Below are 24,052 nucleotides of genomic sequence, written 5' to 3'. Positions count from 1 at the left end.
GGCCCCCGCGTCACAGCGCAGGGGAAGGAAGCCGGATGTTGGCCACAAAAATGGGCCCCCGATATCGGAGGCCCATTGTATTGGTGGAACAGCAGCTTAGTGGCTGTCGACCCAGACGAACTTGAGCACGAACAGCAGGGCAACCACCAGCACGCAGGGGTTGATCTCGCGCCAGCGGCCAGTGCCTGCCTTCATCACGCAGTAGGAGATAAAACCGATGGCGATCCCCTCGGTGATGGAGAAGCTGAACGGCATCATCACCGCGGTCATGAAGGCCGGTACCGCTTCGGTCAAATCTTCCCACTTGACCCGGGTCAGCTCGGAGCACATCAGCACGCCCACATAGATGAGGGCGCCAGCGGCGGCATAGGCCGGCACCATGGCGGCAACCGGGGAGAAGAAGATCGCCAGCAGGAACAGGACGCCAGCCACGATAGCGGTGAGGCCGGTGCGACCGCCGACGGCGACGCCGGAGCTGCTCTCGATAAAGGCGGTAACCGAGGAGGTGCCCATGAAAGCACCGCCGACCGAGCTGACGCTATCCACCATCAGTGCCTGCTTCATGCGCGGGAAGTGACCGCGATCATCAGCCAGCTTGGCGCGGTTGGTGACGCCAATCAGGGTGCCGGAAGAGTCGAACAGGTTGACCAGCATGAAGGAGAAGATGATCCCGGCGAGGCTGATATCCAGCGAACCCATCAGATCCAGCTGGCCGAACACCGGCTCTATGCTGGGGGGCATGGAGACGAAGCCTTTGAAGGAGACATCGCCAAACAGCCAGCCTAGACCCGTGGTCACCACGATGGCGATCAGTACCGCCGAGTGAACACCACGGGCGGAGAAGATACAGATGATAAAGAAGCCAAGCAGCCCCAGCAGGCAGGGCAGGGAGGTGAGGTTGCCCACGGTCACCATAGTAGCGGGGCTGGCCACCACGATCCCGGCGTTGTGCAGGCCGAGCAGGGCGATCAGCAGACCGATACCGGCGGTGATGCCGACCCGCAGGGTGAGCGGGATGTTACCGATCAGCCAATAACGAACCCGCAGCAGGGTGAGGATCAACAGACCCATGGCACCCCAGAAGATGGTGCCCATGCCCACTTGCCAGGAGTAACCCATGCCAGCGACCACCACGAAGGCGAAGAAGGCGTTGAGGCCCATGGCGGGGGCCAGGGCGATGGGCAGGTTGGCCAACAGCCCCATCAGGATGCTGCCGATACCGGCGATCAGGCAGGTAGTGACGAACACCGCCTGGGTGTCCATGCCCGCCGCAGAGAGGATCTGCGGGTTGACGAACACGATATAGACCATGGTCAGGAAGGTGGTGCACCCGGCGATGACCTCGGTGCGGGCATTGGTGCCATGGCCCTTCAGCGCAAACAGGCGCTCAAGCAATCCTTGCCCGGCGGCCTGATTGGCAGCTTGGTGTTGTTGATTCATGTTGGATTCCAATAGATGACGTGAAATAAGCAGCAGGGGAACGGGCTATCCCATCCATGCGGGGTAAATTGCCCTGTTTCTGATGGTTAAGTAACCAGACCCGTCCTGATACCGTGACAGCGCGCACATTTTCACACAGGCCGCCTCGTTTACAAACCCTGGATCTGCGAGGCAGATCAATGAATAGGGGAAAAATTAAAACGTTTGCTTTGTGAGCAACAAAAAAGGTTCTCACCAGAGAACCTTTTATCGACAACTTGCTATCGAGAATTTGATATCGAAAGCCAAGGCCGGGGATCAGAGGGTTTTGAAGTAACGCTCCACCAGCTGGGCCAGCACAGAGTCGAGTCGGTCTTGTACCTCACCCAGTTCACGGCCGACGCGGCGCAGAAACAGGCTGGCCTGCTCCTCGGTCAGCTTGCGCCCCTCGATAAAGAACTCCTGCTCCGGCAGCTGTTTGTCGTAGCGGGGGATCAGTATCCAGCTCACCAGTTCGGGCTCCACGGCGGCAAAGATCTTGGCGGCAGCGGCACAGAAGGTCTCTATGTGCTCCTTGCCATCCGGCCCGAGGCAACCCGGTTCAACCCGGATCTGGATGGTCAGTTTTTTCTCTATTGGGGTCGTCATCGTGCTACATCCATGCAAAGGCATCCGTCTTGGATTGTAAGCTAAAAGGAAATAGAAAGGGGAGCCGAAGCTCCCCTTGTGACGCAGTCAGCCTTATTTGGTGATGCGTTTGTACTTCGCACGGTGTGGCTGGATCGCCTCGGCGCCGTAGGTCTTCTTCTTCCACTCTTCGTATTCGGTAAAGTTACCTTCGAAGAAGGCAATATTACCCTCGTCCTGATAATCCAGGATGTGAGTGGCGATACGGTCGAGGAACCAGCGGTCGTGGGAGATGACCATGGCGCAACCCGGGAACTCCAGCAGGGCGTTCTCGAGGGCGCGCAGGGTTTCGATATCCAGATCGTTGGTCGGTTCATCCAGCAGCAGTACGTTGCCGCCGGTCTGCAGCAGCTTGGCCAGATGCAGACGACCACGCTCACCACCGGAGAGCTCGCCAACCCGCTTCTGCTGGTCGGAACCCTTGAAGTTGAAGCGGCCGATATAGGCACGGCTCGGGAACTCGTAGTTGCCGATGCGCAGGATATCCTGGCCGTCAGCGACCTCTTCGAATACCGTCTTCTTGTCATCCATGCTGTCGCGGAACTGATCCACGGAAGCCAGCACCACGGTTTCACCTAGCGTGATGGCGCCGGAATCCGGCTGCTCCTGACCCGACATCATGCGGAACAGGGTCGACTTACCGGCACCGTTAGGACCGATAATGCCAACGATGGCCCCTTTCGGAATGGCAAACGACAGATCGTCGATCAACACCCGATCACCGTAGGATTTGCGCAGGTTGGCCACTTCCAGCACCTTGTCGCCGAGGCGCGGTCCGGGCGGAATGAACAGCTCGTTGGTCTCGTTGCGCTTCTGGTAGTCGTTGGTGTTGAGCTCTTCGAAGCGAGCCATACGGGCCTTGGACTTGGCCTGACGGCCTTTCGGGTTCTGACGCACCCACTCCAGCTCTTTCTCGATGGACTTGCGACGGGCCGCTTCGGAACTTGCTTCCTGCGCCAGACGGGCGTCCTTCTGCTCCAGCCAGGAGGAGTAGTTGCCTTCCCACGGGATACCCTCGCCGCGGTCCAGCTCCAGGATCCAGCCTGCCACGTTGTCGAGGAAGTAGCGGTCGTGAGTGATGGCCACCACAGTGCCTTCGTAGTCGTGCAGGAAGCGCTCCAGCCAGGCCACGGATTCCGCATCCAGGTGGTTGGTTGGTTCGTCCAGCAGCAGCATGTCCGGCTTTTCCAGCAGCAGACGGCACAGCGCCACACGGCGGCGCTCACCACCGGAGAGGTGCTGGATCTTGGCGTCCCAGGCTGGCAGGCGCAGGGCATCGGCCGCGCGCTCCAGCTGGTTCTCCATGTTATGGCCACCCTGAGCCTGGATGATGGCTTCCAGCTCGCCCTGTTCGCGGGCCAGCTTGTCAAAATCCGCATCCGGATCGGCGTAGGCCGCATAGACCTCGTCGAGACGGGCCATGGCGCGCTTTACCTCGCCGATCGCCTCTTCGACCGCTTCGCGCACGGTCTGCTCCGGATCCAGCTTTGGCTCCTGGGGCAGGTAGCCGATCTTGATGCCGGGTTGCGGACGGGCTTCCCCTTCAATATCGGTGTCGATGCCTGCCATGATGCGCAGCAGAGTAGACTTACCGGCACCGTTGAGACCCAGTACGCCGATCTTTGCGCCCGGGAAGAAGCTCAAGGAGATGTTCTTGAGGATATGACGCTTGGGCGGCACAACCTTGCCAACCCTGTTCATGGTGTAAATAAATTGAGCCATTGGCTAATTCTCTTCCTTTTCAGCAGGTTAATGTCTTGGCACTAACAGACTGATGTCGTGGTGGGGCCAGGTCGACACGCCGTCAACCCGGTTCCAAAAAACCCGTCGATTGTAAACCAATGGCTAAAGAGGGGCAAAGGTGGCGCCCCCCTTTGCCGACCCGGTCACGTCTTGCTGCATCAGCCGCGCAATTTGGGCATGATGTGGCCTGCTGTTTTGACCTGGAGCCATCATGACCCCATCCCCTCAGGCACCCACTCTGGCCGCCTTTCTCAGTGCCATGGGATTGGATGCCGTGCTGAGCGCATCCCGCTGCCAGCGCTTGCCTCGGCTGACGTTGTGCACCGGTCAGGCGCTGTTGGCGCAAGGGGCCGAGCAGGAGGCTGCCTTCTATATCGAGGCGGGCATCGCCCGAGCCTGTCACTACACCCGGGACGGGCAGGAGCGCTGCAAGGAGTTCTACTTCGAAGGGGAGCTTTGTCTGCTCTATGACAGCTGGCTCACGGGGTCGCCAGCTCGCTATCAGCTGGAGGCGCTGACGGAACTGCAGGTGGTGCGGGTGCCGCTCTCCCTGTTGGATGAACCCGCCTGGCAGCAAGTCTGCATGGCCCTGTTGCGCCAGCAGCTGGGCTACAAGGAGCGCAAGGAGGCGTTTTTGCTACTCCACTCCCCCGAGGAGCGTTATCGGGAGCTTTGCCACACCTTTCCCCACTGGCCCGCGCGGCTCACTCAGGTACAGCTGGCCAACTACATCGGCATCAGCCCGGTCACCCTGTCGCGGATCCGTCGGCGCATTAACACGGGTTAATGCCATCTGCTGGTTGCCACTTCATGCTGCGCCATCCAAACGAAGGATGAGGTATGGATGATGTCGCTGTTTCTGTGGTCGCAACTGGTGGTGAGCCTGGCCTTGCTGCTCGACCTGCTGTCGTTTCAGTTGCGGGATCGCCGCAGGATCCTGGCCTGTCTGGCCCTCTCCTGTGTGCTTAATGCCGGTCACTTTGCCCTGCTCGGGCAGTGGTCAGCCGCCACCCTGTTGCTGTTGGCCTGTGTGCGTTTTCTGGTCAGCATCTGGCTGGTTCGTCGCATCTTGATGTGGTTTTTCATGGGGTTGGCCTGTGTGGCGGTGCTGGCTACTTATCAGGGCGTGCTATCCGGGATTGGTCTGTTGGCCAGTCTGCTGCAAACCCGGGCCGCTTTTTGCCCCGACGATCGCCTGCTGCGGCGCTGGATGCTGCTCGGCACCCTCTGCTGGTTGGCCAACAACTTGCTGGTGGTCTCACCGGTCGCCGCGCTGATGGAGGGGCTGTTTCTGGTCAGCAATCTGGTGGGTTACTACCGCCACTACGGGCGCAAGGTGCCTGCCTGCTGAGGATTGTTGCTGACTGACTTGAGAGGTATCTGGAGGATTGCGCTCTGGTTGAGGCTGGGGGGGCAAAACAGAGAGGCCGCCATTGCGGCGGCCTCTCTGGCACTATCAAGCCTTGTTAAAGCTGTTGATCAGGGCTTTGGTGTAGTCGATGACGAATTGCTGGCAGTGGATCGCTGTTTTCGGATCGAACTCCTCGCCATGGAGGTCGGTGTTGGAGAGCACCCGGATCCCGACAAAGGGGACCTTGTAGGCTTCGGCGACCAGTGCGGCAGAAGAGGTTTCCATCTCCTCTGTGGCGGTGTTGTAGGTCTGGTGCAGCCAGTTGATACGCGCCACCTGGCGGTTCCACTCATCGGCAGTGCCGATAATGCCTGCCACCACGCGACCGTGCTGATAACGGTCAGCCATACCCAGGGCGCGGCCCACCAGCTCGGGGTCGCCAGCAAACGAGGTGTGTTCTACCAGCTTGCCGTTGTCGCGCAGCCGCATGGTCACATCGAAGTTGTGCCATTTACGCGAGTCAATCCCTTGATCTGCCGGGGTAAAGTCACTGCGATAGGCCCCCATGTTGAAGCTCTTGGTACCGATGACGATATCGCCGCGATGGAGCGCCGGATCATGACCGCCTGAGGTGCCCTGATTGATGATGAGGCGCGGCTTGAAGCGTTCGATAGCCAGCGTGGTGGCTGCCGCCGCATTGGCCAGACCCACTTCAGTGCGGGAGATAACCACCGGATAGCCCGCCAGCGTGCCCTGCCAGAATGTCCATGCGCCGACAGTCAGCTCCTGCTTCTCTTGCAGGGCGGCGATCATGGTGTCCACTTCCACCTCCATGGCCCCCTGGATCAGGATGGGCGCGGCAGGGGTGTTTGGCGTATTGGCGGCAAATAGCGGTGCGCTCACCAGAGCGATCAGACACGCCAAGGATTTAAAGAAATTCATGTTTTACCTGTCAGGGCTGCGGGAAAGCGCCGAATTCTACTCATAGGAAAACGATTGCGCAAATTTATTAATCATTTTGTGATTAGAGCGATTTGTCTGGCTCCCCCGGTAGGGATAACTGCATCAGGGTTACTTGTGGCCGGCGAAATAGAGCACCCGTTTCACATACTGCTGGGTTTCGTCATAGGGTGGGATCCCGCCATAGCGCTCCACCGCCTTTTCCCCGGCGTTGTAGGCCGCCGAGATCAGCACCCAGTCGCCATCGAAGCGGCGATCCAGCCACTTGAGATAGGTGACGCCGCCCTTGATGTTCTGGGCCGGATCAAACGGTCGGGTTACCCCGAATCGTTGCTGGGTCTCGGGAATAAGCTGCATCAGCCCCTGGGCATTCTTCGGTGAAACGGCGCGGCTGTTGAGGTTGGATTCGGCGATGGCAATCGCCAGCACTAGCCGGGCATCTACTTTATGGTGCTTGGCGGCGTGACGCAGCATGGAGACCAGCTTCTGTTTGGCGGGTGGCTGGCGGGCAACCCAGGAGTCGACATTGAAGGGGGTGGTGGGGAGTTGGGCCAGATAGCCACCCTGACCGCCACGGATCCCGATGCCGCACTGATCCCCCATTGGCGCATTGCCGATGCGGGCGTTGTAGTAACGGGCAGCCTGCTGGTTGCCAAGGCGCATCGCCATGGCGAGGTAGCTGTTGGCCAGTTTGGCGCTGCGCACCGAGGCGGGGCCGGTGGCGAGCAGACGACCGATCCGGAAATACCCCTCAGGGTTGCCGGTGCTGGCTGCGACACAATAGAGAGCGATGGCCTTTTGCAGATTGCCGCTGTGTTGGGCGTTCTGGCCCTGCTTGAGCGCCGTCAGCGCTTTGGGGGCCTGTCTGAAATCCCTGCCTTGTGCCATCGCCCGCGGCGTACCTGCCAGTAACAACGACAAAAAAAGCAGCAAAAACAGTCCGTTTTCGCTGATGTCCCGCATGGGTTATCTCCTGTTTGAGTACAGAAGATATAGAGGAACATGGCTGCTATCGCCACGAACCCAGTGGATCCTGTTGTTATAGCCCGGGGATTTCAGAGATCAAAACGGTATGGAACTAATGGTGAACGAGCCGTTTATCGAGGTTTTTCGGTCCCTTAGAAGTCGTGGTGGTACTCCTGCTCATCGGTGTTGGCATCTGTGTTGGCATCGGAGAGGTCACGGTAGAATTGGCCAACTTCGCTCACAACCCAGAGCGAGAGCAAAGTCAGCAGGCTGAGCAGTGGCAGCAGGGTATGGCTCTGTAGCAGGGCATAGGCCGCGATGGCGGCACCGGTCAAAAGCAGGGTTCGGATCATGGGTGGCTCCTTGTGGCCATGGGGCTGTTGCGTGGCTGCGGACCACATGCCGGGGGTCGGGAGTCGCTCCCGGGTGGCACCAGGCGAGTATATCGCGCGGCGCCACCGCCGATCCGTGGTGTCATCACACTTGTCGTAATCATTTCGGCTCTTTGGGCGGGTTATTGAAGTAGGTGATCGAATCATCCGGTGTCGCTGTTCGCCCCCTGTTCACTACATCCAATCACCCTGCAAATCCATGCTGCCAGTGCGTTCAGCCATCCTAAAACCCATGGCACGACAGTGATATCTGATTAACCCATCAATGGCCGAGGGGCTACCCACGCTCGTCAGTGGGCAGGACGGTAGTAGTCGAGATACCAACGGACAAACTCGGTGACCCCCTGCTTGAGGGGCGTGCTGGGGCGCAGGCCGGTGAGGGTGTGCAGCGGCTCGCTGTCGGCCCAGGTGGCGTGCATGTCGCCCGCCTGCATCGGCAGCATCCGCTTGATGGCTGGCTTGCCGATGGCCTCTTCCAGCGCCTCGATAAAGTCGAGCAGCCGTACCGGCTGGCCGTTGCCGATATTGAGGATGCGGTAGGGCGCCGCGCTCTCGGCTGGGCTCTGCTTGCTGGCATGCCAATGGGGATTGGCGCTGGGCGGCTGGTCGGCCACGGCGAGGATCCCCGCGACTATGTCATCTATGTAGGTGAAGTCGCGGCTGAGATCGCCGTGGTTGTACACCTCGATGGGCTCACCCGCCAGAATGGCGCGGGTGAACTTGATGATGGCCATGTCGGGGCGACCCCAGGGGCCGTAGACGGTAAAGAAGCGCAACCCGGTGGTGGGCAGGCCATAGAGCGCCGAATAGGCGTGGGCCATCAACTCACCACTCTTCTTGGTGGCGGCGTAGAGGGAGACGGGGTGATCCACCTGCTGCGCGGTGGAGTAGGGCATCTGATCCCCCATGCCATAGACCGAGCTGGAGGAGGCGTAGATGAGGTGCTGGATACCGTGGTGGCGACACCCTTCCAGCACAGTCAGCATGCCGGTGAGGTTGCTGTCGGCATAGGCGAACGGATTGTCGATGGAGTAGCGTACCCCCGCCTGTGCCCCCAAATGGATCACCCGCTCGAAGTGGTAGCTGGTAAACAGGGCTGCCATCGCCTCGCGATCCGCCAGATCCACTCGCTCGAAGTGAAAATGGGGGAGGGCTTTGAGTTGGGCCAGCCGCGCCTCTTTCAGGCTCACCTCGTAGTAGTCGTTGAGGTTGTCGATCCCCACCACCTGATGGCCTGCGGCGCACAGCTGGCTGGCCACATGAAAACCGATAAAACCGGCAACGCCGGTGACCAGATAGATCATGGTTGGGTCTCCGGGTTGCAGTTCGCGTGGGCGGGCCGCTTTTGGGCGGGTAGATGTGGCCGCCCGATGGCGTGATAGTCAAACCCGAGCTCGCTGAGCTGGCGGGGGTCATAGAGGTTGCGGCCATCGATGATGACGGGCTGGTTGAGCAGCGCCTTTAGCTGTTGGAAATCGGGGGCGCGAAACGCCTGCCACTCGGTACAGATCAGCAGGGCATCGGCCCCTTCCAGTGCAGATTCCTGAGTGGGGCAGAGCTGCAGGTCCGGTCGCTGGCCGTAGAGCTGGCGGGCGCGCGCCATCGCCTTGGGATCAAAGGCCTGCACTCGGCCACCGGCAGCCCAGATGGCGGCCAGCAGCGGGCGGCTCGGCGCATCGCGCAGATCGTCGGTGCCGGGTTTGAACGCCAGTCCCCACAGGGCGAAGGTGCGGCCGCGCAGGTCCGGGCCGAAGCGGGTCAGCAGGGTTTGCGCCATCTTCTGTTGCTGGCGCTGGTTGACCTGCTCGACCGCCGCCAGCAGCGGGGCGTCGCAGCCGACACTCGCCGCAGTATGACGCAACGACTTGATATCTTTGGGGAAGCAGGAGCCGCCATAGCCGCAGCCCGGGTAGATAAAGTGGTAACCGATGCGGGGATCGGCCCCCATTCCTTGCCGTACCGCCTCGATATCGGCACCCAGCTGCTCGGCGAGGGCCGCCATCTCGTTCATAAAGGAGATCTTGGTGGCCAGCATGGCGTTGGCGGCGTATTTGGTGAGCTCGGCGCTGCGCAGATCCATCACCACGATCCGGTCGTGATTACGGTTGAAGGGGGCGTAGAGGGCGCGCAACTGCTCAAGCGCCCGCTCGCTGTCACAGCCGATGATGATGCGATCCGGCCGCATGCAGTCGTTGACCGCAGCCCCCTCTTTGAGAAACTCGGGGTTGGCCGCCACCTCGCAGGCGAGGGTTAGTCCACGCACGGCCAACTGCTGCTCAATGTGCTCTTGTACTTGCTGGGTAGTGCCGACCGGCACAGTGCTCTTGGTCACCACCAGCTTGGGGCGCTGCATTAGTCGACCTATGGTGTCGGCTACCGTCAGCACATGTTGCAGATCGGCTGATCCATCCTCGTCAGCCGGGGTGCCCACGGCGATCAGCAGCAGGTCGGCGTGTGCCACGCCAATGGCGGGATCGACCGTGAAGCTCAGGCGGCCGCTGGCCAGATGGCCCTCGACCAGCGGGGTCAGCCCCGGTTCGTAGAAGGGGATCTGCCCCTGCCTGAGGGCGGCGATCCGCTCGTCATCCACATCCACGCAGCAGACCTGATGGCCCACCTCGGCCAGAACGGCGGCCTGCACCAGCCCGACATAGCCTGTGCCAAAAATGGTGACCTTCATGAAAAGTGCCTCGTGCAGTGAATGGGGTGATGGCGCGGTTAAACCGCGGCATGCTGCATCTTGGTGCAGCGAGTGTCAATGCCAGATGACAGGCACCAGAATGGGGCGTTCAGCCCGACTGTTGTGATCCTTTTCACAAAAAATAGACTGGACCCCATAACGAAGCCCTGTGGACAGGGCTCGCAGCCCGCCCGCAACGGCGGGCGACAGACACTCTCTCTTTACTTCGCTTGGATACAGGTTATGGACAACACCTCGATTCGCACTGCCCATCCTATTTATGAGGATGTGCTGGCCCTGCTGACGGCGGCCGGCTTTGTTTCCCTCGGCATCTTTCTGTTTCATCAGGTTGGCCTGCTCACCGGTGGGACCGCCGGGCTGGCGCTGCTGCTGCAAAAGGTGACCGGCATCAGCTTCGGCATGCTGTTTTTCGGTATCAACCTGCCCTTTTATGCGCTGGCATGGTTGCGGATGGGGCCACGTTTTACCTTCAACACCTTCGTCTCGGTGGCGGCGGTCTCCTACATGACCGATCACCTCAACGGCGTGTTGCAGATCGGCAAGATAGAGCCCCTCTATGCGGCGCTGATCGGCGGTACCCTGATTGGCATGGGGCTGCTCATCATGTTCCGCCACAAGTCGAGTCTGGGGGGCTTCAACATTCTGGCGCTCTTTATTCAGGATCGCTTTGGCATCCGGGCGGGCAAGCTGCAGATGGGGCTCGATTGCGCCATTGTTGTCGCCTCGTTTTTCGTGGTGCAGCCCTGGATCCTGGCGCTCTCCATCGTGGCGGCGGTTATCTGTAATCTGGTGTTGACACTCAACCACAAGCCGGGCCGCTACCAGATTGCCTGACGGGCTTTATATCAGTGGAACAGGGAGTGCAGATCCTCATCTTTACGTGGCGAGGATATGCCCCAACGCACTCTATAAGTAAGCAAGACGCCCTCATTCTCCAGTCGCTCCAGGATCTTGTTAAATGCCATCAGCTGGTCCTGGTTAACCATCTGCTTGTTGAACGCTATGTAGTAGTTACCAACGTGACTGATTTTCAATAACTTGAGCTGGTGGTTGCCGCTTTGCTCCATATAGTGAAGGGCCACATCGACATTGGAAAAATAGAACTGGTAGCGTGAGTTTCGCCGCAATTTTTCCAGACTGCGCATCGAGTCGGTGACGTTAGCGTCAATTTGCAACGGTTTTGCGCCCTGCAACTGGAGTTGCTTATCAAGCTTTAACAGCAAGTATTCGCTGAATGAATTTTGAGTAACGCCGACACTCGCACCGGAAAGCGCCTTGAAGGTCAGGTCGGTTTGTGGATTATCTGTATGGGAAAAAAATCCCCAAGCAGTACGACTCAGTGGGCGGCTAAACCAGAGTTCTTGGCTACGTTCCGGGTTTTTGGACAAGGGAAACATGCCATCAACCAGGCCTTTTTGCAGCATCTTGCGAGCTCGCAGATTGGGCAACTGAATAATGTCGCACCCGTCAGGCCACTCCTTGCAGGCAGCTTTCACCATCTCGGTATATGCGCCGGTGATGTTATTGTTTTTGTCAGTAAAAGTGTAAGGGGGGAATTGTTGTACAACGAATCGCAGAGGTTTTGCATTCGGAGCCAGGCTGACTATGAGTGCCAATATCGCAATGAGCCTGAGCATCTGAATCCCCGCGTGTTTTGGTCATGGGATGAGTATGGCAGTGCGGCTACGGTTTTATAACTTCTGATTTACCACCAAGCTTGCCTTCTTCTTCGTGGCTCAGCCTTGGATCCTGGCGCTCTCCATCGTGGCGGCGGTTATCTGTAATCTGGTGTTGACACTCAACCACAAGCCGGGCCGCTACCAGATTGCCTGACGAGTTGCGGCTGTGGCTCGATAAGACAAGAGTGACCCGATAGCACGAGGCGGCCTGATGGCCGCCTCGTCTGTTTCTACCCTGGCGTTTGTTCGCTGCGCCTAGCTCGCCTGCTCCAGCCTGCTGTCGCCGCTCATAATGTTGCCACTGATGGAACTGCCGCTGATGGCGTGACTGCCGACGGCGAGCGGGGTGTGGCAGGCCACCTGATGATGGGCCTCATCACACGCCTCAAGTCTTGGCGCCTTGCTCTTGCACAGCTCGGTGGCATAGGGGCAGCGCTGGTGGAAGTGGCAGCCGCTTGGCGGCGAGATGGGGGAGGGCACATCGCCGGTCAGCAGAATGCGCTGGCTGCGCCTGCGCGGATCCGGCACCGGAATGGCGGAGATCAGCGCCTGGGTATAGGGGTGGCGCGGCGCCAGATAGAGCGACTGGGCATCTGCCAGTTCGACGATCCGTCCCAGATACATCACCGCGATGCGATCAGAGATGTGTTTGACCACCGACAGATCGTGGGCGATGAAGATGATGGAGAGGTTCATCTCCCGCTGCAGGCTGAGCAGCAGGTTGACGATCTGCGACTGCACCGAGACATCGAGCGCCGAGACCGCCTCGTCGCATACCAGTAGCTTGGGCTTGAGGGCGATGGCGCGGGCGATGCCGATGCGCTGGCGCTGACCGCCGGAAAACTCGTGGGGGTAGCGATCCACCGCACTGCCCGGCAGGCCCACTTTTGCCAACAGCTCCTGCACCCAGCCGTGGCGCTGCTCAGTGTTGCCTTTTCCGTGGATGATAAAGGGCTCCTCCAAAATCTGGCCCACGGTGTGGCGGCTGTTGAGGGATTCTGCAGGATCCTGAAACACCATCTGCATCTCTTGGCGCAGGGAGCGCATCTCCTTCGGGCTGAGGGCGGTGATATCGCGCCCCTCGAAGGTGATGGTGCCCGCGGTCGGCTCGAACAGCTTGAGCAGACTGCGCCCGAGGGTGGACTTGCCGCAGCCCGACTCACCCACCAGCCCCAGCGTCTCCCCCTGTTTCAGGTCGAAGCTGATGCCATCCACCGCGTGAACCGTATATTGCTTGCGCAGGAACCCGCCTCCCAGCCGGAAGTGCTGTTTCAGATCCCTGACCGATAACAGAGTGCTCATACGGTCAACTCCTTCCAGTAGTGACAGGCGACATGTGTTGAATGAGGGGGATTTAGCCGCTCCATGGGCAATGCTGCCTGATTACCCCGGAATAGCGGTTGCACATTTATGACCCATGCAAGCGCGTTCATACGGTCAACTCCTGCCAATAGTGGCAAGCGACATGGTGACGGGGATTTAACTGCTCCACCGCCGGAATGGCGCTGATGCAGAGATCGGTCGCGTGGGGGCAGCGGTTGGAGAAGCGGCAGCCAGCGGGCATCTCGTGCAGGGCAGGCACCTGTCCCTTGATGGTCTTGAGCAGACTCTTGGGCTCATCCTCAAGGCGCGGGATCGAGCTCATCAAGCCGTGGGTATAGGGGTGACGGGGGTGGTCAAACAGCTCGAACACATCGGCCTGCTCTACCGCCCGCCCGGCATACATCACCACCACTTCGTCGCACAGCTCCGCCACCACTCCCAGATCGTGGGTAATAAAGATGATTGCCATCCCGGTCTGGGCCTGCAGCTCTTTCATCAGTTCGAGGATCTGCGCCTGAATGGTGACATCCAGCGCCGTGGTCGGCTCGTCACAGATCAGCAGGTCTGGCTCGCAGGAGAGCGCCATGGCGATCATCACCCGCTGGCGCATGCCGCCGGAGAGGTTGTGGGGATAGACCGCAAAGCGCTGGGCTGGCTCCGGGATCCCCACCTTCTGCAGCATGGCGATGGCCGCGACTTTGCGCTGGGCCTTGTCATAGTCGGGGCGATGGAGGCGAAACACCTCCATCAGCTGCTCCCCCACCGTCTGCACCGGGTTAAGGGCCGTCATCGGCTCCTGAAAGATCATCGAGATGCGGTTGCCGCGCACCTTGTACATCTGATCCGGCGCCAGGGTGAGCAGCTCCTCCCCCTGAAAGCGGATGGATCCGGCCACCACCTGACCATGGGGCTTGGGCAAGAGCCCCATGATGGCGAGCGAGGTGACGCTCTTGCCACAGCCAGACTCGCCGACGATGCCCAGAGTTTGACCGGGGGCCACCTTGAAGCTGACCCCGTCGAGCACCTTGATCTTGCCGTCGTCGATGGCGAACTCCACCTCGAGATCGCGTACTTCGAGGATTGGGGCTTGGTTCTGTCCGCGATCAGCGGCGAACTCCCCCCCGTTATCCGGTACGTCAAGAATCGAAGCCTGGGTGTTGGGCATAACCGCTGCTCCCTTCGCAATGGCCTGAATATCAATGACGTGCATAGGTCTTGTCGAGCAGGTTGATGGGCGCTATCGCTTCCCCTGCCTCCTTGGCGTTGCGGGTCTCTTCCTTCACCTTGGGATCGAGCCAGAGCAGACCGCCGCTACTGTGAGGATAACCGTCCATTGGCCAGTAGAGCAGATCCGGCGTGTTCTTGGTGGCAGGTACTTCCGGCAGCATCACATAACGCCAGCTGCTGGCCCGCACATAGTTGAGCTGCACGCCGGGCACGAAGATGGCGAGATCATAGATACGCTGCTGGATCTGCTGTGAGAGCTTGGCCCGTTTGGCCGTGTCGAATTCGACGTTGTAGGCGTCGATCAGCGCGTCCAGCTCCTTGTCAGCCACGTTGAACAGGTTGTTGGTCTGCGGCTTGTTGGCGTTGGCGGAATGGAAAAACTCCCAATATTGCGGATAGAGACCGCCGCCGCCCCAGCCGAGCCAAGCCGCTTCGTGTTTCTTCTCCAGCATCACCTTGAAGCCGGTGGCACCATCCACCAGGTTAAGCTCCAGATCCAGACCCGCCTTCTTGGCCTCTTCTTTCAGCACGGTCAGTCGCTTGGAGTGCTCCTGACTGGTGTAGGTGAGCGCCAGCGTCAGCCGCTCCCCCTTCTCATTTTGCAGGATGCCGTCCGGCCCCGGCTTGTTATAGCCGCCCTTGGCAAAGTAATCCCGCGCCTTGGCGATATCGTAAGCCCGCTCCGGCAACGTGATGTCGGTGAATTCGCCAAAGCCCGAGTCAAAGGTGGTGGCTCTGTCGTAGTCGCCGCGCAGCACGGTTTCGATCATCTTGTCGATGTTGAAGGCATGCTGGATGCCGAGCCGCACGTTCACATCCGCCAGTTTGGGGTTGGCCACATTGAGGTGAACCCCCTGACCGCCCTGTTTGGTGTCGGTCATGGCCATCACCTTCTGCACGTAACCTTTTTTGTACTCCGAGGTGACCGCTTTTTCATGCCACCAGTTGGGCAGGATCATCTCGAAGGTATCGAGTTCCCCTTTCAGGAAGTGACGGAAGGCGATGTTGTGGTCGCGGATCACCTGCACCTTGATGGTATCGATGTTGAATCTGTGCTGGTTATAGCGATCGCTCTTTGCCCACCAATCCTGCTGCTTGCTGAAGGTGACCGACTTGCCCTTCTTGACGTCGCTGATCACATAGGGGCCTGTGGTGGGCACCACGGCCCAGTTGTACTGCTTCACCCAGTTGGGGGTCAGCTTGTAGTAGTGCTTGGGCTGTGGCCACAGCTCGGTGGTGTTGAGCAGGTCCAGCTTGGCCTTGCGGTTGCCCGCTTTGACCAGAATGGTGTGGTCATCGATCTTCTCTACCGCCACCACTTCGGTGGTGTAGTAGTTGTTGAACCAGGGCCCCTTGATGTGTTTGGAGCGCATCATCTGGTAGCCGAAGGTGTAGTCGTCGGCATTGACCGGCTTGCCATCCGACCATTTGGCGCGGGGATCCAGCTTGAAGTAGACGGTCTGGCTGTCTGGCGCGATGGCCCAGTGGGTCGCCAGCGACGGGATGGGGTTTCCTGTATTGGGGTGGAAGCTGATGAGCCGCAGCTGGTTATCCAGAATGAAGGAGCGGAACGAGCCGTTGGAATCTGGCCCCACGGTACGGAACGTCAGCGGAAAGCTGTCGACAAACATATTGAGGCTGCCACCCGGCAGCGCCTTGGGGGAGGCGAACACGGGGTCGGTGTCGTTGGTCTCCCACTTGAGATCCGCGGGCAGGCTGGCCGCCCACACCCAGGATCCGTTCACCAGCACAAAGAGAGCACCTATCCATTTGATTTTATTTTTCATGTTTGACTTCCAGGTCTGGCCCCTGCACTGGGGGTCTTGATTGATAACGGGATTATCCCTTGCTCCCGGGACCGCCGATGGCGGCGGCCCGTCCTTCATAAATCACAGTTCGTTGCCCGGCGCATGCCGATGCGCGCTGGCATCGGCTTGCTTATTGGTAACGGGTAAATTTACGCGGGTCGAACGCCTCGCGGATCGCCTCGCCGATAAAGGAGACCATGATCAGCACCAGACTCACCGCCGCCACCACCGAGCTGACGATCCAGATGGCATCCAGATTGTTGATGCCCTGGGAGAGCAGCTCCCCCCAGCTCGGGGTTGGCGGTGCCAGTCCGAAGCCCAGATAGTCGAGGGCCGTCAGGGTGGAGATATTGCCCACCACGGCGAACGGCGCCAGGGTGACGATCATCATCAGGGTGTTGGGCAGGATGTGGTTGAAGATGATCCGCTTGGTGCTTGCTCCCAGTGCCCGTGCCGCCATCACATAGTCCCGCGCCCGCTCCTTGTAGGTGAGGGTGCGCATATACCAGGTGATGCCCATCCAGCCGAACAGCACGTTGATGGCGACAAACAGGCCGAAGTTGGGCTTGGCCAGCGACACCAGGATCATGATGACGTAGAGAAACGGCACCTGGGACCAGATCTCGATAAAGCGTTGCAGGATGAGGTCAAAGCGGCCGCCGAGAAAGCCCATCAGACAGCCGATGGTGACCCCGATGGCGTAACTGGCCGCCAGCGCGATAAAGGCAAAGCCGATGGCGATGCGAAAGCCGTAGACCAGCCGCGCCAGCACGTCGCGGCCACTGGTGTCGGTGCCGAGGAAGTGGCGCTCAGCCAGACTGGGGGCGTAAGGGGGGTAGGCATCCTCCTTGAAATCCTGCTCGTAGGGGTTCCAGGGCACCGGTGGCAGCAGCACCCAGTCGCCCTGGCCCTCTGCGGCAAATTTGGCCTTGAGCTGGCGGTAGTTGGTCTCGTACTCGTAATCGAGCCCGAACTGTTGACCGGGGATCACAGCGCCATAGGTGGGGAAGTGCAGCTGGCCCTGATAGCTCACCATCAGCGCCCGGCTGTTGACCAGCAGCTCCGCCAGCAGGGAGAGCAGCACCAGGGTGGTGAAGATGATAAAGGAGTAGTAACCACGCTTGATCGACTTGAAGCGCTTGAGTTTTTTCAAGGTAACCGGATTGAGCTTCATGGTCAGTCTCCAAACCGCACGCGGGGATCGACAAGGGCGACACAGATATCGGAGACGATATGGCGTGATATCAGCATCAGCATCAGCATCGAGGTGATGGCCAGAATGCCCATGACGGTGGGGTAATCCCGCTCGACGATCGCCTCGTAACCGAGCAGGCCGATGCCGTCGATGTTGAAGATGGTCTCGATGAGGAAGGAGCCGCCAAAGAAGACGGTGAGCACAGACCCCAGGTGGCTGGCAATGGGGATCAGGCTGTTGCGCATGGCGTGGTCGGTGACCGCCTTGCGAAACGGCAGCCCCTTGGCCACGGCGGTACGCACATAATCGGCCGACAGGTTCTCCATCAGGCTGTTTTTCATGGTCATGGTGAGGATGGCGAAATCGCCGATGGCGTAGGCGATCAGTGGCAACAGAGCGTGGGCAAAGACGGTGCGGATCTGATCCCAGCTGCTCTCCATGTACTCAAAATCATCCCCCGGAAAACCTCCCATCGGCAGCCACTCCAGATGGAAGGCGAAGACGGTGATGAGGAAGATCCCCACCACGTAGGCGGGCAGGGCATAGGCCATGTAGATGAGCATGGAGCTTAACGAGTCGAAGCGGCTGTTGTGCCTGAGCGCCTTGGCCACCCCGAGCGGGATGGAGACCGCATAGCTCAGCACAAAGGTAGCCAGCCCAAAGAAGGCGGTGACGGGGAGCTTGTCCTTGATGAGATCCCATACCGGTTCGTAGTAGCGGGTCGATTCGCCGAGATCCAGCACCGCCAGTTTTTGCAGCCACTCCCAATAGGCGATCAGCATCGGCTTGTCGAGACCATAGAAGGCCTTGAGCTCCTCGATCTGTTCATCGGAGAGGGCCTGTGCCCCCTTGCTGCCGCTGGATCGGCCAGATTCATTCTGGGAAACCTGGGCTTGCAGCAGCATGCGTTCAACCGGGCCGCCCGGCACGAAACGGGTGATGGTGAAGACGAGCAGGGTGATACCGAGAAACGTCGGGATGATAAGAAGCATCCGGCGTAGGAAATACGACAGCATGGTGGAACCTCGTCCTTGTTGTTCTTTTTTGCGACCAGTCAAATCCGGTGACGGGCCTATCCTTCCTGGCATTACGCGCTGGATTGGTTGCCAAACAGCAGACAATCCGCTTGGCCACTGTAAAAGCTCTGCAACAAAAATCAAGTACAAGGAAATGGAAAACTGGGACAAATGACCCGCTGAGACCAAAAACGCAGAAAAATGATGTTTTTTATCTGAAAAGTGAAAATCAAAACAAAACGCTACTACTCAACATAATTTGAAAAAATATAAACAGCTGTTTTTAAAAGTCTGCTTTTTGTTTATGTAATTGAATTTATAGGTTTTTGTTGGTGTAGCTGAAAATGGGGAAAACGATATCATCTCGATGGTTTTATCTATCATCCCCATCAGTCGGTCAGGTTCAATCATCATGAAGTTAGTGTTTTATTCTTATTAAGGCCGATAAACCGAAATAAGATATAAGCGGACAGTACACCAACTAATAAGTTCATCAACTTTTAATTCAGCGCCATTTACATTCATTAACAATGTTTTCACATTGCATTGGTTGTTTTTGGCAGAGCTATTCACTAATTATGCCGGTAAAAATTAATACACTCCGCTTATTCTACGCCCGACCTTGCCACACCCCTACTCCATTGACGCCGCCAGTCAAAGATTGATAAGCCTTACACATCGCTCCAAAGAGGGCGGTATCAGGAAGCAAACAATAAACAACCAGGAAGGATATAAGCGATGCTTAGGAAGAGCAGAATCTCTGCTGCGATTGCGTTCGCCTTGGCGAGCCTTGCGGCGGCCCCATCCGTATCTGCCGAAGAAGGGCTGAACGTCGAAAAACTGCAGAAAATCAAAGTCACTGGCTCCCGTATCTCGACTACTCAAGTGGAAGGTCCGGCTCCTGTTACCATGATTAGTGCCAAAGATATCGAAGCTCGCGGATTCAATAGTGCAGCTGACATTCTTGGTTCTTTGTCGCAAAACAGCGGTGTGATGAATCAGACTAATTCCTTCTCATTCACTCCCGCTGCTCAGTCAGTGAACTTGCGCGGCCTCGGCGCTGGCAAGACCTTGGTGCTTGTCGATGGCCGTCGTCTGCCTCAATACCCGCTTGCACAAGACGGATCCAGTAATTTCACCGACATTGGTCAAATTCCTGTTGCCGCCATCGAGCGTGTTGAGATTCTCACCGATGCAGGCTCCGCCATTTACGGCTCTGATGCCATCGGTGGGGTAGTCAACTTCATTCTAAAAAAAGATTTCGATGGTGCTGCCGTCAAAGCCAAATATGGTGATACGACCGAAGGTGGCTACCAGCATGGCCGCTTGGACATCGTTGCAGGCTCCCAATGGGAACGTTCGCGAGCCATGTTTGTGGGCCAGTTTTCTGGTAATGAAATTTTGAAGAACAAAGATCGTGACTGGGCTGATTTGGATAAATCAGATCGTTCCGCTTTTGGTAACTTCTCTAGTTATGGAGCCAACTTCCAGAAGCCTAATGGCGCATTGGTTGCAACAGTTGCAGATTGCACCAGTCTTATTGGTGAAAATGCAGTCAAGCTAGCAAATGGCAAGTGTGGTTATAACCGTGCAGGTGATCGAACCCTCAAACCAGAAGACAAGCAGTACGACCTGATGGGTCGTGGTGAGTACGATATCACTGATAACGTCACCGCAATGGCAGAGCTCCGCTGGGGAACCAAAGAGACCAACTCACAATTTGAGCCCAATCCGCTGGAGGTTAAGGTTTCTGCAACGGATCCTGGTAATCCATATGGTCAAGAGGGCTCCTATGTACGCCGTCTTGTCGAGTTCGGGCCGCGCCAGAGTAATACCACCTCTGATGCTGCTGCTTTTACGACTGGGCTGACTGGTACTTTGGCTGATAAATATGATTGGGAAGCCTACGTGGGGTACGCTACCCAAGATGTGTCCACAGACAATCCTGCTGTACTTGGGACACTCGAAGATGCTGTTCGTCAAGGTGATGTTGACCTATTCCAACGTATCGATCCTGCTACCGTAGCCAAATATTCAGGAAACTCCAATAAGGATGCCTCCACCAAGCTGTGGACCTTCAACAGCGCCCTTAGTGGTGATTTGGTTGAGCTCCCTGCTGGCACTTCGGGCTTCGCCCTTGCTGCCGAGTGGACGAACACGGACTACAGCGAGACAACTGATGACATAACCAAAGCAGGCGGTTTTTCTGGTTTGGGAGGTACTGAAGGTGGTGGTAAACGTGATCAGGTTGGTCTCGGTGGTGAACTTCTTATTCCAATGATCACTGACGTCGAGATGACATTGGCCGGTCGTTACGATCGCTACTTTGATGATTCGGAAACCGGCGGCGCGTTCACTCCCAAGGTTGCCATCACCTATCGTCCTATTGATACGCTGTTATTGCGTGGTAGCTGGGGGCAAGGGTTCAAGGCTCCCGATATGAAGCGACTTTTTGGTGGTTCAACCCAGGCGTTTGGTTCTAGCTCTGATTTACAATACTGCTTGGCTCAGGGAGGATCTGGCTTGGGTGACAAGTCTACCCCGGCGATCGCAGAAGCTTGTGGAACTCAGTACTACGACGTTGTTACCGGCCCCAACAAGGCTCTAAAGGAAGAGCGTAGTAACAACTACAACCTGGGCTTGGCTTGGGAACCGATAGAGCGCCTAGGTTTTACCGTTGATTACTATTACATCGATCTCGAGGATATTGTTGATGACCCTGATCGTCAGAAAGTCATTAACAACCCATCTCAGTATCCGGGCTCAGTGGCCGAACGCGATGCTAACGGTAAGTTGGTAAAGGTAAGCTATGGTCCGGTCAACATGGCATCCGAGAGGATTTCAGGTCTCGACTTCAAAGTAAAATACAGCTACGAGACTGATTCTTTCGGAATCTTCCGTACTTCAGTGGCCCTCACTCGTGAGCTCAAACGTGAGCGCACAGTGCAGGCGGGTGAATCGGCCGTTGACGATCTGCCGTTCACTCCGAAATACAAAGGAAACTGGGAGCTTGGGTGGGGTTATGGTGACCTGACAACAACCTTGTTTGCCAACTACCGTGATCGGATGTGCTCATCCTACGCTAACAATTACTACTTCACTGATTGCGAAGATGCCAAAGCACAAGGATTTGACCCAGAGATCGCTAGCTTCACGACATGGAATCTCACCATGGGGTACCAGATTAATGAAGCTGCCAGCCTGACACTGGGGGCGGTCAACCTGTTTGACAAGACACCTCCGGCTGACCGCATCAGCGATACCACACCCTACTTTGCCAACAATTACGACAATCCGATTGGTCGGACAGTCTTTGTGGAAGGCAATTACAAGTTCTAATCAACCCCGTTGATATACAACCTCAGCCGGCCCGGTCGGGCCGGCTGTGCCCAACGTCCAAGGAAGTTACGGAGATAGGGTAATCCTATGAAGACAAGGACCATTACAATGAAGAAAGCGCTCCTTGGCAGCCTGGTTTCGGCCGCCTTGTTGACCAGCTTCAATCTGAGTGCCGCCACTGCCGGTCAGGCCGTGGACGCTCAAGCCGCCACCGACAACGCATCCAAAGTTTCCCAGCAGAAGATCGACAGCTATGCCGAATCTGCCGAATCCGCACTGGCCCAGTACAAGGCCGCCCTGCGTCAGGTCGACAGTCTGCGTACCTACAACGAGCAGGTGAGCAAGATGGTCGAGTCCCAGAGCGCCGAGCTGGCGTCGATGCAAAAGCAGATCGCCCAGATTGATCAGACCAGCACCGAAGTGGTGCCTCTGATGCTCAAGATGATCGACTCCCTCGAGCAGTTTGTGTCACTGGATCTGCCGTTCCAGAAGGTCGAGCGCGAGGACCGCGTGGCGGCCCTGACCGACCTGATGAACCGGGCAGATGTCACCATCTCCGAGAAGTACCGCAAGATCCTGGAGGCATACCAGATCGAGGAGGGCTTCAGCCGCACCATCGAGGCCTACAAGGCGAGCCTCGACAAGGATGGCAGCGAGAAGACCTACGAGTTCCTGCGTGTTGGCCGCATTGCGCTGCTTTACCAGTCCCCGGATGGTCAGGAGACCGGCATGTGGAACAAGCAGACCCGTCAGTGGGAAGAGTTGCCCCAGGAGTATCGCAGTGCGGTTGAACAGGGCCTTCGCATCGCCAAGAAGCAGGCGCCTCCCGCGCTGATCAAGCTGCCGGTTCAAACTGCGGAGAAAGCATCATGAAAGGAATCAAACTTGCTATTGCCTCCCTGATTGCGGGAGCAACCCTGGTCACCCTGCCGGTGACCGCCGCCGAAAAACCGGTGGATCTCAATGCGCTGCTGAACCAGGTCAAGGCCTCCAGCCTGAGCGAATCCCAACTCAACAAGGAGCGGGAAGCCCGCTTCCTGGCTGACAAGAACGAGCAGGGGGCGCTGCTGGCCAAGGCCAAGGCCGAGCTGGCTGCTGAAACCGCCAAGGGCGAACAGCTCAAGGCGACCTTCGATGCCAACGACAAGCAGCTGACCGAACTGACTGAAACCCTGCGCCAGCGTTCCGGCAACATGGGCGAGATGTTTGGTGTGCTGCGTCAGTTTGCCGGCGAGTTCAAGGGGATCTTCAACGCCTCTGCCCGCCGGGTCGAGCATCCGGAGCAATCCGCCCTGCTGACCCGTTTGGCTGAGAGTAAAGAACTCCCCTCCAGCGACGATCTGGAAGCGTTCTGGACTACCACCCTCGGCCGCATGGTGGACGGTGGCAAAGTGAGCCAGATCCCGGCGACCGTGGTTTATGGCGAGGGCAACCAGGTCGAGAAGACCGTCACCCAGATCGGTGAGTTCAACACAGTCTCCGAAGGCAAGTACCTTACCTTCGTGCCGGAGACCGGCAAGTTCGAGCAGCTCTCTCGTCAACCGGACAAGGGGGTGCTGGAGCCGATTGCCGAGTTTGAACAGGGTGGTGACGGGGTCAAACCCATCTTCATCGACCCGTCTCGCGGGGTGATCCTCTCCCTGCTGGTGCAGTCTCCGACCTTCAAGGAGCGGGTCGATCAGGGTGGTGAAGTCGGTTACGTCATCATGGTGCTCGGTGTGCTCGGTACCCTGCTGGCCATCTTCTGCGGTATCCGCCTGTCGCTGATCGGCACCTCCATGCGCAAGCAGCTGAAATCCGATCAGATCATCAAGGGCAACCCCATTGGTGACATGCTGGGGGCTTACCAGAGCCATCGCGGGGACAACATCGAGGATCTGGAGTCCAAGCTCGACGAGATCATCCTGCGCAACGTACCCAAGTTCGAGAAAGGCATCAGCATCATCAAGCTGATCGCCTCCGTCGCACCGCTGCTGGGTCTGCTCGGTACCGTGGTGGGGATGATTGCCACCTTCCAGGCCATCACATTGTTCGGTACCGGCGATCCCAAGCTGATGGCGGGCGGTATCTCCGAGGCGCTGGTGACCACCATGCAGGGTCTGGTCGTCGCGGTGCCCATGCTGTTCCTCTACACCATTGTGCAGACCCAGAGCCGTCGTCTGATCCAGGTGCTGGAAGAGCAGAGCGCCGGTTTCGTCGCCCGTTATCAGGAACGTCTGCACGCCTCCAAAGCCGCAGCGTAAGGA

20 protein-coding genes and 1 pseudogene are annotated in these 24,052 nt (G+C 58.2%); 7 read left to right on the top strand and 14 right to left on the bottom strand.

Annotated features, from left to right (window positions below):
* Positions 1-96 precede the first annotated feature (96 nt).
* The 3 genes from CF137_RS00300 to ettA all read right to left on the bottom strand — a co-directional run bounded on the left by CF137_RS00300 (position 97) and on the right by ettA (position 3,828).
* Positions 97-1,440, bottom strand: coding sequence for an NCS2 family permease (locus CF137_RS00300; protein WP_101321211.1), 1,344 nt, complete (start codon positions 1,438-1,440; stop codon positions 97-99).
* 297 nt (positions 1,441-1,737) lie between these two features.
* On the bottom strand, positions 1,738-2,067 hold the full coding sequence (locus tag CF137_RS00295; protein ID WP_101321209.1) for a hypothetical protein: 330 nt from the start codon (positions 2,065-2,067) through the stop codon (positions 1,738-1,740).
* Positions 2,068-2,160: 93 nt separating this feature from the next.
* Complete coding sequence (ettA, locus tag CF137_RS00290; RefSeq protein WP_042018107.1) at positions 2,161-3,828, bottom strand: energy-dependent translational throttle protein EttA; 1,668 nt, start codon at positions 3,826-3,828, stop codon at positions 2,161-2,163.
* Positions 3,829-4,060: 232 nt separating this feature from the next.
* Here ettA and CF137_RS00285 point away from each other — a divergent pair, with 232 nt between their 5' ends.
* Positions 4,061-4,636, top strand: a complete 576-nt coding sequence (locus CF137_RS00285; protein WP_139717125.1) for a Crp/Fnr family transcriptional regulator — start codon at positions 4,061-4,063, stop codon at positions 4,634-4,636.
* Between the two features lie 57 nt (positions 4,637-4,693).
* Positions 4,694-5,200, top strand: coding sequence for a YgjV family protein (locus tag CF137_RS00280; RefSeq protein WP_162515777.1), 507 nt, complete (start codon positions 4,694-4,696; stop codon positions 5,198-5,200).
* A gap of 105 nt (positions 5,201-5,305) precedes the next feature.
* Here CF137_RS00280 and CF137_RS00275 read toward each other — a convergent pair whose 3' ends face one another.
* The 5 genes from CF137_RS00275 to CF137_RS00255 all read right to left on the bottom strand — a co-directional run bounded on the left by CF137_RS00275 (position 5,306) and on the right by CF137_RS00255 (position 10,198).
* Complete coding sequence (locus tag CF137_RS00275; protein WP_139717123.1) at positions 5,306-6,142, bottom strand: phosphorylase family protein; 837 nt, start codon at positions 6,140-6,142, stop codon at positions 5,306-5,308.
* A 129-nt stretch (positions 6,143-6,271) separates the two neighbouring features.
* Entirely contained in the window at positions 6,272-7,123 is an 852-nt protein-coding gene (locus CF137_RS00270) for a lytic transglycosylase domain-containing protein (protein ID WP_139717121.1), read from the bottom strand.
* Between the two features lie 155 nt (positions 7,124-7,278).
* Positions 7,279-7,479 carry a hypothetical protein gene (locus tag CF137_RS00265; protein ID WP_101321201.1) on the bottom strand — a complete coding sequence of 67 codons (201 nt, stop codon included), beginning with the start codon at positions 7,477-7,479 and terminating at the stop codon, positions 7,279-7,281.
* A 329-nt stretch (positions 7,480-7,808) separates the two neighbouring features.
* Entirely contained in the window at positions 7,809-8,822 is a 1,014-nt protein-coding gene (locus tag CF137_RS00260) for an NAD-dependent epimerase (protein WP_139717119.1), read from the bottom strand.
* Positions 8,819-10,198 (bottom strand): UDP-glucose dehydrogenase family protein, encoded by a 1,380-nt coding sequence (locus CF137_RS00255; protein WP_139717118.1) that lies wholly within the window; start codon positions 10,196-10,198, stop codon positions 8,819-8,821. Before CF137_RS00255 ends, CF137_RS00260 begins: the two co-directional genes overlap by 4 nt.
* 243 nt (positions 10,199-10,441) lie before the next feature.
* Here CF137_RS00255 and CF137_RS00250 point away from each other — a divergent pair, with 243 nt between their 5' ends.
* A complete protein-coding gene (locus tag CF137_RS00250) occupies positions 10,442-11,053 on the top strand; it encodes a YitT family protein (protein WP_139717116.1) in 612 nt (203 codons plus the stop codon).
* An 11-nt stretch (positions 11,054-11,064) separates the two neighbouring features.
* Here CF137_RS00250 and CF137_RS00245 read toward each other — a convergent pair whose 3' ends face one another.
* Positions 11,065-11,856, bottom strand: a complete 792-nt coding sequence (locus CF137_RS00245; protein ID WP_101321196.1) for a substrate-binding periplasmic protein — start codon at positions 11,854-11,856, stop codon at positions 11,065-11,067.
* Positions 11,857-11,935: 79 nt separating this feature from the next.
* Here CF137_RS00245 and CF137_RS00240 point away from each other — a divergent pair.
* Positions 11,936-12,052, top strand: a pseudogene (locus CF137_RS00240) (YitT family protein); the annotation flags it as partial.
* Positions 12,053-12,153: 101 nt separating this feature from the next.
* Here CF137_RS00240 and CF137_RS00235 read toward each other — a convergent pair.
* The 5 genes from CF137_RS00235 to CF137_RS00215 all read right to left on the bottom strand — a co-directional run bounded on the left by CF137_RS00235 (position 12,154) and on the right by CF137_RS00215 (position 18,467).
* Complete coding sequence (locus CF137_RS00235; RefSeq protein ID WP_139717114.1) at positions 12,154-13,200, bottom strand: ABC transporter ATP-binding protein; 1,047 nt, start codon at positions 13,198-13,200, stop codon at positions 12,154-12,156.
* A gap of 127 nt (positions 13,201-13,327) precedes the next feature.
* On the bottom strand, positions 13,328-14,386 hold the full coding sequence (locus CF137_RS00230; RefSeq protein WP_139717111.1) for an ABC transporter ATP-binding protein: 1,059 nt from the start codon (positions 14,384-14,386) through the stop codon (positions 13,328-13,330).
* A 31-nt stretch (positions 14,387-14,417) separates the two neighbouring features.
* Positions 14,418-16,235: an extracellular solute-binding protein gene (locus CF137_RS00225; RefSeq protein ID WP_139717109.1), complete on the bottom strand. Its 1,818-nt coding sequence runs from the start codon at positions 16,233-16,235 to the stop codon at positions 14,418-14,420.
* Positions 16,236-16,386: 151 nt separating this feature from the next.
* Entirely contained in the window at positions 16,387-17,430 is a 1,044-nt protein-coding gene (locus CF137_RS00220) for an ABC transporter permease (protein WP_139717107.1), read from the bottom strand.
* A 2-nt stretch (positions 17,431-17,432) separates the two neighbouring features.
* A complete protein-coding gene (locus CF137_RS00215; RefSeq protein ID WP_139717105.1) occupies positions 17,433-18,467 on the bottom strand; it encodes an ABC transporter permease subunit in 1,035 nt (344 codons plus the stop codon).
* Between the two features lie 738 nt (positions 18,468-19,205).
* Between CF137_RS00215 and CF137_RS00210 the strand changes: the two genes are divergently transcribed.
* The 3 genes from CF137_RS00210 (at position 19,206) to CF137_RS00200 (ending at position 24,049) form a co-directional block, all read left to right on the top strand.
* Positions 19,206-21,806: a TonB-dependent receptor gene (locus tag CF137_RS00210; RefSeq protein ID WP_139717103.1), complete on the top strand. Its 2,601-nt coding sequence runs from the start codon at positions 19,206-19,208 to the stop codon at positions 21,804-21,806.
* Between the two features lie 108 nt (positions 21,807-21,914).
* Positions 21,915-22,679 carry a DUF3450 domain-containing protein gene (locus tag CF137_RS00205; RefSeq protein ID WP_005338938.1) on the top strand — a complete coding sequence of 255 codons (765 nt, stop codon included), beginning with the start codon at positions 21,915-21,917 and terminating at the stop codon, positions 22,677-22,679.
* On the top strand, positions 22,676-24,049 hold the full coding sequence (locus tag CF137_RS00200) for a MotA/TolQ/ExbB proton channel family protein (RefSeq protein WP_139717101.1): 1,374 nt from the start codon (positions 22,676-22,678) through the stop codon (positions 24,047-24,049). Before CF137_RS00205 ends, CF137_RS00200 begins: the two co-directional genes overlap by 4 nt.
* Positions 24,050-24,052: the final 3 nt, after the last annotated feature.

Origin of the sequence: Aeromonas sobria, assembly GCF_006243315.1 — a bacterium.
GTDB lineage: Bacteria > Pseudomonadota > Gammaproteobacteria > Enterobacterales > Aeromonadaceae > Aeromonas > Aeromonas sobria_A.
This window is presented reverse-complemented; position numbering and strand designations above follow the sequence as displayed.